Source organism: Mesorhizobium calcicola, from assembly GCF_042682105.1.
GTDB classification, from domain to species: domain Bacteria; phylum Pseudomonadota; class Alphaproteobacteria; order Rhizobiales; family Rhizobiaceae; genus Mesorhizobium; species Mesorhizobium calcicola.
Map to the genome: position 1 here is coordinate 15,739 of NZ_JBHUGY010000027.1, position 15,507 is coordinate 31,245.

General features: G+C 64.5%; 14 protein-coding genes. 7 read left to right on the forward strand and 7 right to left on the reverse strand.

Going from position 1 to position 15,507, the window contains the following annotated elements:
* Nucleotides 1-77: 77 nt before the first annotated feature.
* Complete coding sequence (locus tag ACFSQT_RS16860) at nt 78-1,133, forward strand: succinylglutamate desuccinylase/aspartoacylase domain-containing protein (protein ID WP_379020501.1); 1,056 nt, start codon at nt 78-80, stop codon at nt 1,131-1,133.
* Nucleotides 1,134-1,300: 167 nt separating this feature from the next.
* Here the strand turns inward: ACFSQT_RS16860 and ACFSQT_RS16865 are convergent, their stop codons facing one another.
* Nucleotides 1,301-2,071, reverse strand: a complete 771-nt coding sequence (locus ACFSQT_RS16865) for an isocitrate lyase/PEP mutase family protein (RefSeq protein ID WP_379020503.1) — start codon at nt 2,069-2,071, stop codon at nt 1,301-1,303.
* Between the two features lie 319 nt (nt 2,072-2,390).
* Between ACFSQT_RS16865 and ACFSQT_RS16870 the strand changes: the two genes are divergently transcribed.
* Entirely contained in the window at nt 2,391-4,580 is a 2,190-nt protein-coding gene (locus tag ACFSQT_RS16870; protein WP_379020505.1) for an anthranilate synthase, read from the forward strand.
* A gap of 5 nt (nt 4,581-4,585) precedes the next feature.
* Entirely contained in the window at nt 4,586-5,533 is a 948-nt protein-coding gene (locus tag ACFSQT_RS16875; RefSeq protein ID WP_379020507.1) for a cation diffusion facilitator family transporter, read from the forward strand.
* Nucleotides 5,534-5,544: 11 nt separating this feature from the next.
* Here the strand turns inward: ACFSQT_RS16875 and ACFSQT_RS16880 are convergent, their stop codons facing one another.
* Nucleotides 5,545-6,633 carry a hypothetical protein gene (locus tag ACFSQT_RS16880; protein ID WP_379020509.1) on the reverse strand — a complete coding sequence of 363 codons (1,089 nt, stop codon included), beginning with the start codon at nt 6,631-6,633 and terminating at the stop codon, nt 5,545-5,547.
* 101 nt (nt 6,634-6,734) lie between these two features.
* Here ACFSQT_RS16880 and ACFSQT_RS16885 point away from each other — a divergent pair, with 101 nt between their 5' ends.
* The 4 genes from ACFSQT_RS16885 to ACFSQT_RS16900 all read left to right on the forward strand — a co-directional run bounded on the left by ACFSQT_RS16885 (nt 6,735) and on the right by ACFSQT_RS16900 (nt 9,560).
* The gene (locus ACFSQT_RS16885; protein ID WP_379020511.1) at nt 6,735-7,172 is read left to right on the forward strand and encodes a DsrE family protein; all 438 of its coding nucleotides are present in this window, start codon (nt 6,735-6,737) and stop codon (nt 7,170-7,172) included.
* Nucleotides 7,173-7,233: 61 nt separating this feature from the next.
* Nucleotides 7,234-8,016: an SDR family NAD(P)-dependent oxidoreductase gene (locus ACFSQT_RS16890; RefSeq protein WP_379020513.1), complete on the forward strand. Its 783-nt coding sequence runs from the start codon at nt 7,234-7,236 to the stop codon at nt 8,014-8,016.
* A 62-nt stretch (nt 8,017-8,078) separates the two neighbouring features.
* Nucleotides 8,079-8,393 carry a putative quinol monooxygenase gene (locus ACFSQT_RS16895; protein WP_379020515.1) on the forward strand — a complete coding sequence of 105 codons (315 nt, stop codon included), beginning with the start codon at nt 8,079-8,081 and terminating at the stop codon, nt 8,391-8,393.
* Between the two features lie 63 nt (nt 8,394-8,456).
* Nucleotides 8,457-9,560 carry an AbrB family transcriptional regulator gene (locus ACFSQT_RS16900; protein WP_379020517.1) on the forward strand — a complete coding sequence of 368 codons (1,104 nt, stop codon included), beginning with the start codon at nt 8,457-8,459 and terminating at the stop codon, nt 9,558-9,560.
* Between the two features lie 32 nt (nt 9,561-9,592).
* Here the strand turns inward: ACFSQT_RS16900 and ACFSQT_RS16905 are convergent, their stop codons facing one another.
* The 5 genes from ACFSQT_RS16905 to ACFSQT_RS16925 form a co-directional block, all read right to left on the reverse strand.
* Complete coding sequence (locus ACFSQT_RS16905; RefSeq protein WP_379020519.1) at nt 9,593-10,576, reverse strand: ABC transporter ATP-binding protein; 984 nt, start codon at nt 10,574-10,576, stop codon at nt 9,593-9,595.
* Nucleotides 10,573-11,592: an ABC transporter ATP-binding protein gene (locus ACFSQT_RS16910; RefSeq protein ID WP_379020921.1), complete on the reverse strand. Its 1,020-nt coding sequence runs from the start codon at nt 11,590-11,592 to the stop codon at nt 10,573-10,575. The genes ACFSQT_RS16905 and ACFSQT_RS16910 overlap by 4 nt, the downstream gene beginning before the upstream one ends.
* Nucleotides 11,593-11,596: 4 nt before the next feature.
* Nucleotides 11,597-12,571: an ABC transporter permease gene (locus ACFSQT_RS16915; protein WP_379020521.1), complete on the reverse strand. Its 975-nt coding sequence runs from the start codon at nt 12,569-12,571 to the stop codon at nt 11,597-11,599.
* Entirely contained in the window at nt 12,571-13,599 is a 1,029-nt protein-coding gene (locus ACFSQT_RS16920; RefSeq protein WP_379020523.1) for an ABC transporter permease, read from the reverse strand. The genes ACFSQT_RS16915 and ACFSQT_RS16920 overlap by 1 nt, the downstream gene beginning before the upstream one ends.
* Before the next feature lie 100 nt (nt 13,600-13,699).
* Nucleotides 13,700-15,346: an ABC transporter substrate-binding protein gene (locus tag ACFSQT_RS16925; RefSeq protein ID WP_379020525.1), complete on the reverse strand. Its 1,647-nt coding sequence runs from the start codon at nt 15,344-15,346 to the stop codon at nt 13,700-13,702.
* Between the last annotated feature and the right edge of the window lie 161 nt (nt 15,347-15,507).

Here is a 15,507-nt window from a genome sequence, read left to right on the forward strand (position 1 = left end):
CATAGCGCGGCAAGCTGGACCAATCGACATCGGCCCCTTCGGATTGCATGTCCTGTCGGTCTTGATGGAGGAAAGTCATGCAGAAATCGATCGAGCGCATCGCCGGCGAAAGCGAAGGTGTTTCCTACGAATTTCCGCTGTTTAGCTTGGCCGGAACCGACAAGGCGGCTCCGTCAGCCTATCTGCAGGCGGCGCTCCACGCCGGTGAATTGCCGGGCGTCGTCGCCATCGACGCGCTGGTGCCGATGCTGGTCAAGGCAGAAGCCGAAGGCCGCATCAAGGGCGACATCACCATCGTGCCCTGGGCCAACCCGATCGGCCGGGCGCAATATCATTTCGGCGAGCATCAGGGCCGCTTCCATCTCGGCACCCGCACCAATTTCAATCGCGACTTTCCGCTGCTTGCCGCACCCGACGCTGCACTCTTGCCCGACACCACCCTTGGCACCGTCGACCAGCGGCTGAAGACCCGGCTGGTGCAGCTGTCGCTCGGCCACGACATCGTGCTCGACCTGCACTGCGACGACGAGGGCCTCGCCTATCTCTATGTCCACACCAGCCTGTGGCCGGCGATGGCCGACTGTGCCGCCGCCATGGGCGTCGATGCGGTCATGCTGTGGAGCGAGGACACCGACGGCACGTTCGAGGGCGCCTCGATCATGCCCTACCAGAACGTTCCCGACGACGTGGCGAAACTCGACCGTCGCGTCGTCACCACGGTCGAATATCGCGGCATACTCGATATCGACAGCGCCTTGGCCGCTGCCGACGCCGAAGGCCTCTACCGGCTGCTGGTGGCGCGCGGCGTGATCGCCGATACCACCCTGCCCGCACCCGGTCCTTTCACTGGCGTCGTGGCACCGTTGGAAAACATCGAGATGATGCCGGCGCCCCGGGCGGGTGCCGTGCTTTACGACGTGAAGCCCGGCGACCGCGTCGCCAAGGGCGCGCGGCTCGCCACCATCGTCCACGCACCGGGTGAAACCGATGGCCGCACCGAAGTCCTCGCGCCGCAGGACGGCATCATCCTGACCCGCCGCTCGCGCCGCATCATCCGCGCCGGCGAGGATCTTTTGAAATTGGTCGGCGACAGCAAAAGCGCCGACGCGCGGTCGGGGACACTGGAAGACTGAGTGCAGACCTTAAATCGCAAAGCTCAAGGGCGTGTTGAGATTAGGTCAGGCCGAGTCGAAAATGGTGGGTTCCGAGAACCGGAGCGGAGCGTACGTAAAGTACGTGAGCACCGGAAGCGCAGGAAACCGCCATTTGCAGGCCGGCATCACCTGAATATCAGAATGCCCTATCCCGAAATGGCCTGCCGCGCCTTCGCCTCGAGCCATTCGGCCATCTGCCGGTATGGCACCGGGCCGTGGCTGATGCGGGCGACGCCGAGTTCCGCCAGCCGCTGGCGCGGCGGCACATGCGCCAGCGCGATGATGTTGACCGGCAGCGCAATTGCCTTGCAGAGCGCCTCGATCAAGCCCTCATCGCCAAGGCCCGGCGCAAAGAAGCCGTTCGCTCCGGCCTTTTCAAAGGCATGCGCCCGTTCGATCGCCTGGTCGAGCAACGCCTTGTCGTGCGCATCCGGTTTCGCCTTGAGGAAGATGTCGGTGCGGGCGTTGAGGAAGGCCGGGATGCCCGAGGCCTTGACCGCCGCCGCCGCGGCTTCGATCCGCTTCACCTGCACCGCGATGTCGTGCAGGCCGGTGCCGCCGACGATCTGATCCTCGAAATTGAAGCCGATGGCGCCGGCCTGCACGGCACGCGTCACGGTGCGGGCGACGGTTTCCGGATCGACGCCGTAGCCACCCTCGAGATCCATGGTCACCGGCAAATCGACGGCAGCGACGATACGCTTGATGTTGTCGAGCGCCAGCTCCAGCGGGATTTTCTCGCCATCGGCATATCCAAAGGCAGCCGCCACCGGCCAACTCCCCGTGGCGATCGCCTTGGCCCCTGCTTTCTCGACGATCTTCGCCGAGCCCGGATCCCAGGCATTGTAGAGAACGATCGGGTTTCCCTTCACGTGGAGGGAATGGAACGTCCGTGCGCGGTCGATCTGCTCGGTCATTGAGGTCTATCCCGTGTTGCTGTTGTTGGATGCCAAGGTAGACGGCACCGCCGGCTCTGGCGATGTGCCATGACTTGCGGAAGCGACAGCCACTGAACAGACTTTTCAAACCTGTTGCGCATCCGGTTTTTCGCAGCTATGGATTTCGCCATGAACATGCGTTCGACCAAGACCATTTGGTGGTGGGCCTGCTGACAGCGGCCTGTTCGAACGCGTACGCGTGAAAATAGAGGGTGGCCGCAACGGAATGTCCGGGCGGCCATTTGTTTTTTCAAGCCATTCCCGGGTCCGTTGCCCCAAGAAGCTGATGGAGACGGCAATGACGATGAAGGTTCTGGAGAACGGGGCGGAAAGTTTCGTGACGGCGGGTGGCATCACCATCACCCGCGAGCGCCACGACCGGCCCTATGCGGGCGCCATCGACGCCTACGTCGACGGGCTGAATGCGCGCCGGGGCGCCGTGTTTTCCTCGAACTATGAATATCCCGGCCGCTATACGCGCTGGGACACCGCCATCATCGATCCGCCGCTGGTGATCTCGGCACGTGGCCGCACTGTCCGCATCGAGGCGCTGAGCGGCCGTGGCGAGGCGCTGTTGCCGGTCATCGGCAAGGCGCTCGGCGGCCTGGCCGATGTCGCCATCGCCGAGAACTCGAAGAAACTCATCCGCCTCGAGGTCGCGAAACCCGGCCGTGTCTTCACCGAGGAGGAACGCAGCCGCGTCCCCTCCGTCTTCACCGTGCTGCGCGCCATCACCGCTCTGTTCAAGACCGAGGAAGACGCCAATCTCGGCCTCTATGGCGCTTTCGGCTACGACCTCGCCTTCCAGTTCGACCCGGTCGACTACAAGCTCGAGCGCAAGCCAAGCCAGCGCGACCTCGTCCTGTTCCTGCCCGACGAAATCCTCGTCGTCGACCATTATTCGGCCAAGGCCTGGACCGACCGCTACGACTATGCCGGCGACGGGTTTTCGACCGAGGGACTGGCGCGCGATGAAATCGCCGAGCCGTTCAAGACCGCCGACCGCATCCCGCCGCGCGGCGACCATGAGCCGGGCGAGTACGCCAATCTGGTTCGCAAGGCTATGGATTCGTTCAAGCGCGGCGACCTGTTCGAGGTCGTGCCCGGCCAGATGTTCTATGAGCGCTGCGAGACGCAGCCGTCCGAGATTTCGCGCAAGCTGAAGGCCATCAATCCCTCGCCCTATTCCTTCTTCATCAATCTGGGCGAAGGCGAATACCTGATCGGCGCCTCGCCGGAGATGTTCGTGCGCGTCAACGGCCGCCGTGTCGAGACCTGCCCGATCTCAGGCACCATCAAGCGCGGCGACGACGCCATTTCGGACTCCGAGCAGATCCTGAAATTGCTCAACTCTAAGAAGGACGAATCCGAGCTGACCATGTGCTCGGACGTCGACCGCAACGACAAGTCGCGGGTCTGCGAGCCGGGTTCGGTGCGCGTCATCGGCCGCCGCCAGATCGAGATGTATTCGCGCCTGATCCACACAGTGGATCACATCGAGGGCCGGCTGCGCGAAGGCATGGATGCCTTCGATGCCTTCCTGTCGCATGCCTGGGCGGTCACCGTCACCGGCGCACCGAAACTATGGGCCATGCGCTTCATCGAGCAGAACGAGAAAAGCCCGCGCGCCTGGTATGGCGGCGCGATCGGCATGGTCAATTTCAACGGCGACATGAACACCGGCCTCACCCTTCGCACCATCCGCATCAAGGACGGCATTGCCGAGGTGCGCGCCGGCGCCACATTGCTCTTCGACAGCATTCCCGAGGAAGAAGAAGCCGAAACCGAACTGAAGGCATCCGCCATGCTCTCCGCCATCCGCGACGCCAAGACAGGCAACTCCGCCAGCACCGAGCGCACCACCGCCCGCGTCGGCGACGGCGTCAACATCCTGCTCGTCGACCACGAGGACAGCTTCGTCCACACGCTGGCCAATTATTTCCGCCAGACCGGCGCCAATGTCTCGACCGTACGCACGCCGGTCCCCGAAGAGGTTTTCGACCGGCTGAAGCCCGACCTTGTCGTGCTGTCGCCCGGCCCTGGCACGCCGAAGGATTTCGATTGCGCCGCGACCATCAGACGAGCCCGCGCCCGTGAGCTGCCGATCTTCGGCGTCTGCCTTGGGCTGCAGGCGCTGGCCGAGGCCTATGGCGGCGAACTGCGGCAACTGCATGTGCCGATGCACGGCAAGCCGTCGCGCATCCGCGTTTCGAAGCCGGGCATCATCTTCTCCGGCCTGCCCAAGGAAGTCACCGTCGGCCGCTATCACTCGATCTTCGCCGATCCAGTGCGCCTGCCCGATGATTTCATTGTCACGGCCGAGACCGAGGACGGCGTCATCATGGCCTTCGAGCACCGCAAGGAGCCGATTGCCGCGGTGCAGTTCCACCCGGAATCGATCATGACGCTCGGCCACAATGCCGGCATGCGCATCATCGAGAACGTCGTCGCCCACCTGCCGCGCAAGGCCAAGGAAAAGGCCGCCTGACGACCATGGCCGAAGCCGAGAACACGATGGCGATGGCGGCCAAGGCGGCCGCGAAGCGCAAGGTCGCCAACCTTGCCTTCTGGTCGATCGTCATTGCCGCAATCGTGCTCGGCCTGAAGCTCGCCGCCTGGTACATCACCGGTTCCGTGGCGCTCTATTCGGACGCGCTGGAATCGATCGTCAACGTCATTGCCTCGGTCGCCGCCTTCTGGGCGATCCAGGTCAGCCACAAGCCGGCCGACCAGGACCATCCCTTCGGCCATCACAAGGCCGAGTATTTCTCGGCGGTGCTCGAAGGCGTGCTGATCGTTCTCGCCGCGCTTTTGATCCTCAACGAGGTCTGGCGCTCCTGGCAGATGCCGGCGCCGCTCGAACAGCCCTGGAAAGGCCTTGCCGTCAACGGCGTCGCCACGGTGATCAATGCCTTCTGGGGCTGGACGCTGATCCGCACCGGCAGGGCCGAGAAGTCGCCGGCGCTGGTCGCCGACGGCAACCACATCGTGACCGACGTGGTGACTTCGATCGGCGTCTTCGGCGGCCTGGTCGGGGCAGTCCTCACCGGCTGGCAGATCGTCGACCCGGCACTGGCCGTCCTCGTGGCGCTGAACATCCTGTGGCAGGGCTGGCATGTCATCGGCTCGTCGATGGACAGCCTGATGGACCGCGCCGTCGACACGCAGGCGCACATGCGCATCCGCGACGTCATCTCGGCCAATTGCAAGGGCGCGCTTGAAGTGCATGACCTCAAGACGCGCATTGCCGGCCGCGCCACCTTCATCGAATTCCATCTGGTCGTCGACGCGGACATGTCGGTCGGCGCCAGCCATGTCATCTGCGACCGTATCGAGGACGCGCTGAAGGTCGAAATCCCCTCGGTGCGCGTCACCATCCATGTCGAGCCCGACGACGAGGCGAAGCTGCCGAAGGGCACGACGGCCGTGCCCTTCGCCTGATGCCCTTCAGCTCACGGTGCGCAGGCCGATTGCGGCATCGGCTGCAGCCGGTAGACCTTGTCGTCGGACTTCGTCTTGCCGTCGGCGGCCTTCGAACACAGGTCGACGATCGCCAGGCTGCTGTTGGGATTGGCCAGCATCATCGTGCCGTCGGCGCCGCGCTTGAGGAAAATCTCCTTCTGCGCGATGTCGCAGGAGAAGTCGCTCATCTTCGAACTCGCCGCACAGCGCCACTGGTCGGCCTCGCCCTGGCAGGTATAGGTCTGCGTCACCTCAGCCGATTTCTGCCGCGTGGTGACGGTGACGGCAATGTCGGCGCCGTCGGGCCAGTTGGCAGCGTCGCCCCCTGAAGCAAAAGACGCCAGTTCGACAGATCCGCGGAAAACCCGGATCGACTGCGTCAGCTGGTCGGGATGCGCAACGAGATGGGCCGCATCGTAGTCGCGCCCATAGCAGAAGGCCTGGTCCGGCTTCAGCCGCTCGCGCAGCGGCGGGCCGAGCGCCGGGTCGATCGGATCGATGCGCGCGAACTCCGCCTTGCAGGTCGCGGCCAGCATCGGGTCGAGGCGGAAATTGTCGTCCTCCTTGCCCAGCGCCTGCCTGTCATATTCGGCTGCGCCCAGTTCTTCTTCCGACCCGGCGTCGAGATAGAGATCTGGCTGCACGTCGGTGAGGATCAGGCGTCCCTTGTCATCGACTTTCAGCGAGGCCAGGGTGCGGTCGCAATCCATGCCGCAATGGATCGGGCCGGTCTTGCCGTCCTCGGACTCGTGGTTGCACCAGCCGCCGGCCCATTCCGGCGCCTTGGCGCCGCGCACGGTGGTGGCGACGAAGGCATTGTAGGACGAGTCGGAATTCGCGGCCGGCTCCTCGTTCGGCCTGCTGACCGGATCATGGCCGTAGTAGAAGAAGATCCGCGCCACCTTCTGCTTCGGATGCGCCTTGAGGTGCGCTGCGTCATAGACGCGGCCGAAACAGGCATCGGCGCCGTTGGGGCTGAGTTCGGTGAGCTTGAGTGCGTCATCGGCGAAGGCTGAACCGGCAAGCAGCACGACGCCAAATCCGGCGCTGGCTACTGTCTTCCATTTCCCAGATGCCATGTGACCCCTCCTCGCATCGACAGGACGTACCGTCAATTTATGCTAGTATTGCGGCCGCAGCCACGCATTTTGCGGTGAGCCGCCAAGCGGAGGAGAATGCGATGCGCCGGCGCGATATGTTCCGTGCGGTTCTTGCCGGAACCGGAACGCTTTTTGGCCTGCGGGTGGTGCAGGCAGCCACCACTGAGCCGGCCAGGTTGAAGGTCGCCTATCATCTCAGCGATCTCGGCAAGGTCAATTTCGTGCTCGGCAACATCAAGAACCACTATGACGGCACCGGCGGCAATGTCGACATCGCGCTGGTCGTGCATGGTCCAGCCCTTGCCGCCTTCAAGTCGAAAGGCATATCGGCCGCGGTTTCCGGGCGCTTCGCCGGCCTGGTGCAGCAGGGGCTCGATCCGCATGCCTGCGCCAACACCATGCAGGGCATGGATATTACGCTCACCGACCTGCTCGACGGCTTCCATGCCGCCGACAAGGGCGGCGTCGTCAAGCTCGCCGAACTGCAAAGCCAGGGCTATGCCTATCTGCGCCCCTGAGGCTTGAACACCGAGGTGGCAAAGGCCTACGAAGGGCGGCAGACATCCCGGAGGAACAACAGTGCCAGCCACCAATACGCTCAGCATCCCCGATCTCGCCGGCAAGGCGGTGCTGGTCACCGGCGCCTCGACCGGCATCGGCGCGGCACTCGCGCTGGCCTACGCCGCGCAGAAATCCAGGGTGGCGCTGCATTACAATTCGAGCCGCGAGGCCGCCGAGAAACTCGCCAAGACCATTCGCGACAGCGGCGGCGAGGTGTTCCTCGTCCAGGGCGATTTTTCCGTCCCCGCCGACGTCGAACGCGTCGTCGAGGACAGCGCGCAGCATTTCGGCCGCCTCGATGGGCTGGTCAACAATGCCGGCGGCATGCTTGGCCGCGTGCCCTATGCCGAGCAGACCGAGGCGCATTACGAGGCTGTGATGGACCTCAATGCGCGTTCGGTGCTGACCGCCTCGCGCAAGGCCATCCCGTGGCTGAAGAAACAGGGCGGTTTCATTGTCAACACCTCGTCGATCGCCGCGCGCAATGGCGCCGGCGGCGGTGCTGGCCTTTACGGCTCGGCCAAGGCCTTCGTCTCCAATGTGACGCGCGGCATGGCCAAGGAACTGATCGGCTTCGGCATCCGCGTCAACGCGGTGGCGCCCGGCACAATCCTGACGCCGTTCCACGAGCGCTATTCGACCGACGAGCAGATCAAGGGCATGGTCGCGACCATTCCGCAAGGGCGTGCAGGCACCGCGCAGGATTGCGTCGGCGCCTACCTGTTCCTCTCTTCCGATCTTCTGAGCGGCTACATCACCGGCCAGGTGATCGAGGTGAATGGCGGCCAGTTGATGCCTTGAGCCGCTATCTGCATACTGGCGATCTGCATATCTTGTCGAAAACCTTGAAGGGAGACAAAGGAATGTACGGACTGATCGGCAAGATGCGGGCGTCGCGCGGCCAGCGCGACGCGGTCATGGAGGTCCTGCGCGCCAGCACCAGCACCGGCGCCCTACCGGGTTGCCTGAGCTACATCATCGCCCGCGACCCCGCGGATGCCGATGCGATCTGGGTCACCGAAGTGTGGACCGACGCCGAAAGCCACAAGGCCTCGCTGCAGCTTCCCGAAGTCCAGGCGGCGATCGCCAAGGCGCGGCCGTTCATCGCCGGCTTTGAATTCCAGGTGGAAACCCACCCCGTCGGCGGCTTTGGCCTGGCCGACGCCAAGACCGGCTGAGGCAAACATCCTTTTTCGGCGCAGCGGGGTTCGCATCGCCCGGCTTCGAGTCTAAGACCAAACATGGATTCCTCGGCCGAGCCGCCACCCCCGGACCTGCCCGTTGTCGAACGCATGGCCCGGATGCGCAAGCTCTGGCAATGGCTGGCGATCCTTACCGTCTCCGCCCTGTTTGCCGGAGCGCTGGAACTCGCCGCCCTGCCGGCGGCACTGCTGATCGGGCCGATGCTGGCGGCCATCGTCGCCGGCACCAATGGCGCCACCGTGCGCGTGCCGCGTCTTCTGTTCGGCGCCGCCCAGGCGATTGTCGGCTGCCTCGTCGCCAGCTCGATCTCGGCCGATATCTTTCCGGTCTTCTACCGGGAGTGGCCGCTGTTTCTCGGCGTCGTGGTGGCCACGGTCACGGCCTCCAGCCTGCTCGGCTGGCTGATCAGCCGCTGGCGCATCCTGCCCGGCACCACCGCCGTCTGGGGCTCGTCGCCGGGTGGCGCCACCGCCATGGTGCTGATGGCCGGTGCCTTCGGCGCCGATCAGCGCCTCGTCGCCTTCATGCAGTACCTGCGCGTCATCTTCGTTTCGATGACTGCGGCACTCGTGGCAAAGATGTGGGTCGATACGTCGGGCATCGAGATCCCGCCCATCGTCTGGTTTCCACCGATCGATCCGCACCCCTTCGCCGCCACAATCGGCATCGCGCTCGTCGGCGGCCTTCTTGGAAAGCTGCTCAGGCTGCCCTCGCCGTTCTTCCTTGGCACCTTCATCTTCGGCACCGTCATCCACCTCGGCCTTGGGGTGGAGATGCAATTGCCGCAATGGCTGCTGGCGGTCAGCTACGCGATGGTCGGCTGGTCGATAGGCCTGAACTTCACGTGGCCAATCCTGCGCCATGCGACGCGCGCTCTGCCGCAGATCATCGCCTCGATTGTGGCGCTGATCGCCTTTTGCGGCGGCCTTGCCTTCATGATCAGCCATCTGCTCGGCATCGATCCGCTGACCGCCTACCTGGCGACCAGCCCCGGCGGCATGGACAGCATCGCCATCATCGCCGCCGCCGCGCAGAACGTCGACATCTCCTTCGTCATGGCGCTGCAATCGGCGCGCTTCCTGATCGTGCTGCTGATCGGCCCGAGCGTGGCGCGGCTGGTGGCGAGAAGCGTCAGGCAGTGACCCTCAGGACGCGAAGCCCTGGTACACATGCTTTAGCCCGCCCTCGGATGATGGCAGGCGACAAAGTGGTTCTTGTCGACGAGCGACAGCACGGGGCGTTCGTGGCGGCACACCGAAGTCGCCGCCACGCAGCGCGTATGGAAGCGGCAACCTGACGGCGGATCGAGAGGGCTCGGCAAATCGCCCTTGAGCATGATCCGCTGGGCCGGCCGGTTGTCGACGTCGGGAACCGGCACCGCCGAACGAAGCGCCATGGTGTAGTGGTGTCGCGGCGCCGAAAAGACGGCGTCGACCGGTCCGGTTTCGACGATCGAGCCCATATACATCACCGCCACCCGCGACGAGAACTGCCTGACCACCGAGAGGTCGTGGGCGATGAACACATAGGTCAGGTTGAACTCGTCGCGCAGGTCGCAAAGCAGGTTGATGATCTGCGCCTGGATCGACACATCCAGCGCCGATACCGGTTCGTCGGCTACGATCAGCCGCGGCCGCAGCGCCAGGGCGCGTGCGATGCCGATGCGCTGGCGTTGTCCGCCCGAGAATTCATGCGGAAAGCGCTGGGCATGCTCGGGAAGCAGTTCGACGCGGACTAGCAGCTCCTCAACGCGATCCGCCATTTCCGATCGCGACCGTTTTTCGTGCACGCGGAACGGGTCCGCCAGGAGATCGCCGACGCGGCGGCGTGGGTTGAGCGAGGCGGCGGGATCCTGAAACACCATCTGCATCTGGCGGCGTATCGGCCGAAGCTGCCGTTGCGAGGCCTTGGTGATGTCCCGGCCCTCGAATTCCAGCGACCCGGAGGTGATTTCGGTGAGCCGGACGAGGCAGCGTCCCAGCGTCGATTTTCCGCAGCCCGACTCGCCGACGATGCCAAGCGTCTCGCCGGGGAAGATGTCGAGCGAGATCTGCTCCACGGCATGGACGACCCGCCGTTGAAAGGGCGAGCGTCCCACCGGATAGTGTTTCGACAGATCGCTGGTCCGCACCAGCGGCTTTGGCCTGGTCTCGGTCATGCCGGCACGGCCCTGGCGGCGAGCGTCCTGCGCAGATCCTGGCGGCCATCCTGCGGAAGAAAACAGGCCGACCGGTGCCCGACCGCACCACCAAGTGAAGGCTGCGCGGCGCAGGCTTCATGCCGGAACAGGCAGCGCGGCCCGAAGGCGCAGCCCTGCGGCATCTGGCTCAGTTTCGGCGGACTGCCGGGAATGGCCGTCAGCCGTGCGGGACGTGGGCCGTGCATCGGCGGAATCGAGCCGAACAGGCCCCACGCATAGGGGTGAAGCGGCTCGCGGAACAACTGCCCCTTGCCGCCTTCCTCGACAACGCGCCCGGCATACATCACCAGCACGCGATCGGCGACTTCAGCGACCACGCCGAGGTCATGGGTGACCAGGATCACCGCGGATCCGAACTCATCGCGCAGTCGGCCGATCAGCTCCAGGATTTGCGCCTGCACCGTCACGTCGAGCGCCGTCGTCGGCTCGTCGGCAATCAGCAGCGCCGGATTGCATGACAGCGCCATGGCGATCACGGCGCGCTGGCGCATGCCGCCGGACAGCTGGTGCGGATAGCGGTCGACGGCGCTGTCGGGGCTCGGCAATCCAACCGCGTCGAGCAGGTCCACCGCCCGCTTGCGCGCGGCGGTGCGCGACACCCTCTCATGCGCGCGGATCTGCTCGGTGATCTGGTCGCCGATCGTATGGACCGGTGTCAGCGCCGTCATCGGATCCTGGAAGATCATCGCGATCTGCCGGCCGCGAATGGCGTCGAGCGCACGGCGCTTGAGCCCCAGCAACTCCTGGCCGAGAAAACGCACCGACCCGGTGATGACGGCACTGGGACTGCCGATCAGCCCCAGTATGGCAAGCAAGGTTTGGCTCTTGCCCGAGCCGCTTTCGCCGACGACGCCGAGGATTTCGCGCCGCTCGAGCGAAAACGAGACGCCGCTCACGGCAGGCACCACGCCACCCTCCGTGCGGAACGAGACGCAAAGGTTCTCGACGGCCAGCAGTGGCCTGTCAGTGGGCATCTTGTCAGTGGGCATCCCGAACCCTCGGATCGATGAAGACAAAGGCGACGTCGACGATGAAATTGGCCGTGACCACGAAGAACGAGGCATAGATGACCGTCGCCAGGATCATCGGCAGATCGAGCGTCTGCAAGGCCCCATAGGTGAGCTTGCCGACCCCTTGCAGGCCGAAGACCACCTCCGTCAGCAAGGCGCCGCCTCCGACCAGGGCGCCGAAATCGAGCCCGAACATGGTGACGAAGGCGACGAGCGAGGTTCTCAGCCCATGATGCAGCAGCACCCGCCGCTCGCCGATGCCCTTGGCGCGCGCGGTGCGGATGAAATCCTCCTGCACGGTCTCGATGATCGAGGCCCGCAGCACGCGGCCGTAAAGTCCGATGTAGAGCGTGGCGAGCGTGAACCAGGGAATGACCAGCGCCTTGAACCAGCCCCAGGGATCTTCGGTGAAGGGGATGTAGCCGAGCGGCGGCACCCACGAGAACAGCCAGCTGTCATGCCAGCGGCTCTGTGTGATCAGGTTGGCGACTTCGCCCAACCAGAAGACCGGGATCGATACGCCGATCAGGCTGAGGATCATCAGCGTGCGGTCGAGCCATGTGCCGCGCGTCGCCCCGGCGACCACGCCGACGATCAACCCGCCGAGAACCCACAGGACCGCGGCGCCAAACACCAGCGACAGGGTGATCGGGATCGCCTCGAGCACCGTTGGAACGACCTTCTGGCCGCGATTGACGAAGGAGGTGAGGTCGCGGCTGATGAAGAGCCGTTCCATCATCAGCGCGTATTGGACGGGCAGCGGCCGGTCGAGACCGAAATCGTGCCGTACCTGGACCAGCGTCTCCTGCGATGCGTTGCGTCCGGCAATGCGCGCCGACGGGTCGGCGCCTGGGGTGGCGAAAAAGATCAGGAAGGCGACAACGCTGATGCCGAACATCACCAGCACCATCTGACCGAGCCTGGACAGGAGCGCCGTCAGCATCAGGCGACTCTGATCGAGGATTTCGGGTCGAGTGCGTCGCGCACCCCGTCGCCCAATATGTTCAGCGCCAGCACGCAGATGACGATTGCCAGCCCCGGCGCCAGGGCGACGATCGGGCGCGAATAGAGAAGCCCCTGTCCGTCCTGGATGATGGTGCCCCAACTGGCGTCGGGCGGCTGCACGCCGATCGACAGGAAGGACAGCGAGGATTCGGTCATCATGTTCAGCGCCAGGATGAGCGGTACGAAGACGATGACCCGGGTGATCACATTGGGCAGGATATCATACAACAGGATGCGCCAGGGCGACGCGCCGATGCCGATCGCCGCGGTGACGAACTCGGCCTGCATCAGGGACAGGACATGGCCGCGGATGGGTCTGGCGGCATAGGGGACGTAGACGATGCCGATGATGAAGATCGGCAGCCAGAGACTGCCGGAGCGGATTTCGATCGGCCCGATGGTGATGCTCTGCGTGATCAGCACGATCGACAGCGAAATCGCCAGCAGGAAGATCGGGAACGCCCACAGAACGTCGAGAATGCGCGACAGCAAGGTATCGACCAGACCGCCGAAAAAGCCGGAGACGACGCCGAGCAATGTCGCCAGGCCAAGGCATATCAGCGCCGCGGCGCCGGCGATCAGCAGCGAACTGCGCCCGCCGTAAAGCAGGCGCGCGGCGACGTCGCGGCCCTGATTGTCGGCGCCGAGCATGTAAGGCCCGAAATCCCAGGTCGGTCCGAGCGGCGTGAAGCCCAGGCCGAGGCCTTCGGTCGAAGGCTCCAGCACCTGCCTGGTCTGGCCGTCCATGACGATCTCGCCGTTGAGGTTGGTGGCGAAGGGATCCGTCCGCGCCACATGGCGGGCGTAAAGCGGGGCCGCCAGGCAAGCAGCGGTGATCAGCACCAGCACACCGAACGCCATGATGGCTGCCCGATCGGCCTCGAGCTTGCGCCACGCCGTGCGCCATGGCCCCTCGGCGCCCCGGCGGCTCCGAACCAGCGCTTGTCCGCCACTCGAATTGTCCATGATGGGTATGAATTTCAGATCGGCGGGAAAAGCAACCGCGGCGGAAGATTGCGCATCGTTCCGCCGCGGACCGGATTGGGCCTGATCGCTCAACCCCCGATCACTCGACCCATGACTGGCTCATGATCCAGTAGAATTGCGGGCTGAAGACGAAATTCTTGAGCCGCGGCGAGATCAGGTCGACGCGCTTGGGCGTGAAGAGCACGGCCACCGGCGCTGCGTCGGTCACAGCCTTGTCGACCGCGGTCCACAGCTGCGCACCCTTGGCCGGATCCGCGATCGTGGCGGTCTGGGCATCGCTCATCTTCTGGTCGATCGCCTTGTCGCAGAAGCCGGAGATGTTGACCGAGGCGTCCGAGCCGGGCGTGAACGAGGCGCAGCTGAACAGCACCTGCAGGAAATCCGAAGGTGCTGGATAGTCCTGGAACCACTGCGAGACGGAAATCTGCACCTTGTTGTTGGTGTTCTGGATGTAGGTGAACTGGATGTTCTGAGAAATCGGCTTGACCGAGGTCTTGTAGCCCAGGCCGTTCAGCACATCCTGCAGATACACGCCGATCGATTTCGACACTTCGGTGTCCTCGGTGATGATCGTCACCTCCTGGCCGGCCGTTCCGGAGGCGGCGACCAGCGCCTTGGCTTTCTCCAGGTCGGGTGCGGACCATTTCTCGCCGGGATTGGCAGAGAACGGGCAATAGGGCGCGTAGGACGGGAAATCCGGCGGCAGGATCTGGCAGAACGGCTGTGCCAGATTGCTGCCGCCGAACAGCTTGACGATGGCCGCGCGATCGATGGCGTAGTTGACGGCCTGCCGCACGCGGATGTCGTTGAAGGGCGCGAGATTGGTGTTCATCGGCGCATACCACATCGCCGTCAGCGGATGCACGGACACCTGCTTGGCGTATTTCGTGCCCAGCTCCGCCAACCGGTCCGCCGGCGGCGGATCGAACATCCAGTCGGCCTGGCCGTTCTCCACGGCGGTGACCGCCGCCTCGTCGGTAAGACCGAAGCCATAGTCTATCTCGTCGGGATATCCGGCCGGCTGCGCCTCCTTGCTCCATTCCTTGAAATGCGGATTGCGCACCATCTTGAGCAGGCTGTTGGGATCGTAGCTGGCGATCATGTAGGGCCCGGTGCCGGGAATGGGCACGGTGCCTGAATCCTTGACAGGCGCTTCGGCGGGCAGGATCGCCGCATGCGGGATCGAAATCTTCTGCAGGAAGTCGGGATCGGGCGCGACCAGATTGAAGGTCACGGTGCTTGCCGCCTCATCGGCGACGACGCCGCCCTCGAGCGTGCAGGTCGCTGGCGCCTTGAGGCATTTGTCGGCGCCGACGATGCCATTGTAGAGCGTACCCGTGGTCGGGCCGCTGATCTTGAACATGCGCTGGAACGATGCCACGACATCGGCCGTCGTCAGGTCCGATCCGTCGGCGAACTTGATGCCCTTGCGCAGCGTGAAGACGTATTTCTTGCCGCCGCCTTCCGGCTTGGGCAAGCTCTCGGCCAGGTCCGCCACGACCTCGAAACCGGTCTTGTCGCCGGTCTTGCGGAAAGTCACCAGGCCATCATAGAGGACGTAGTTGATCTGGAAATATTGCAGCGTGTAGTTGATGTGCGGATCGATCGTGCCGGCAGCCGCGTTGGCGAGAAGCTTGAGCGTTCCGCCGACCTTGCCTTCCTGTGCGGCGGCACCGGTGATCGGCCCCATCAGCATGAGGCCAGCCAGGCCCACACCGGCCATCATTGCGCTAAAAGCCTTCCGGGATCGCATCGTCTTGCTCCTCTAGGGAAAGTGGGTGATTGCAAACCGTGACGTACGCCAGGTGGCGCACGTCGGATCGTGATCCATCGCACACAGCCTATGGCGCGCGAAAGCCGCCGGGATAGCTGTGAATTAAGATAGTT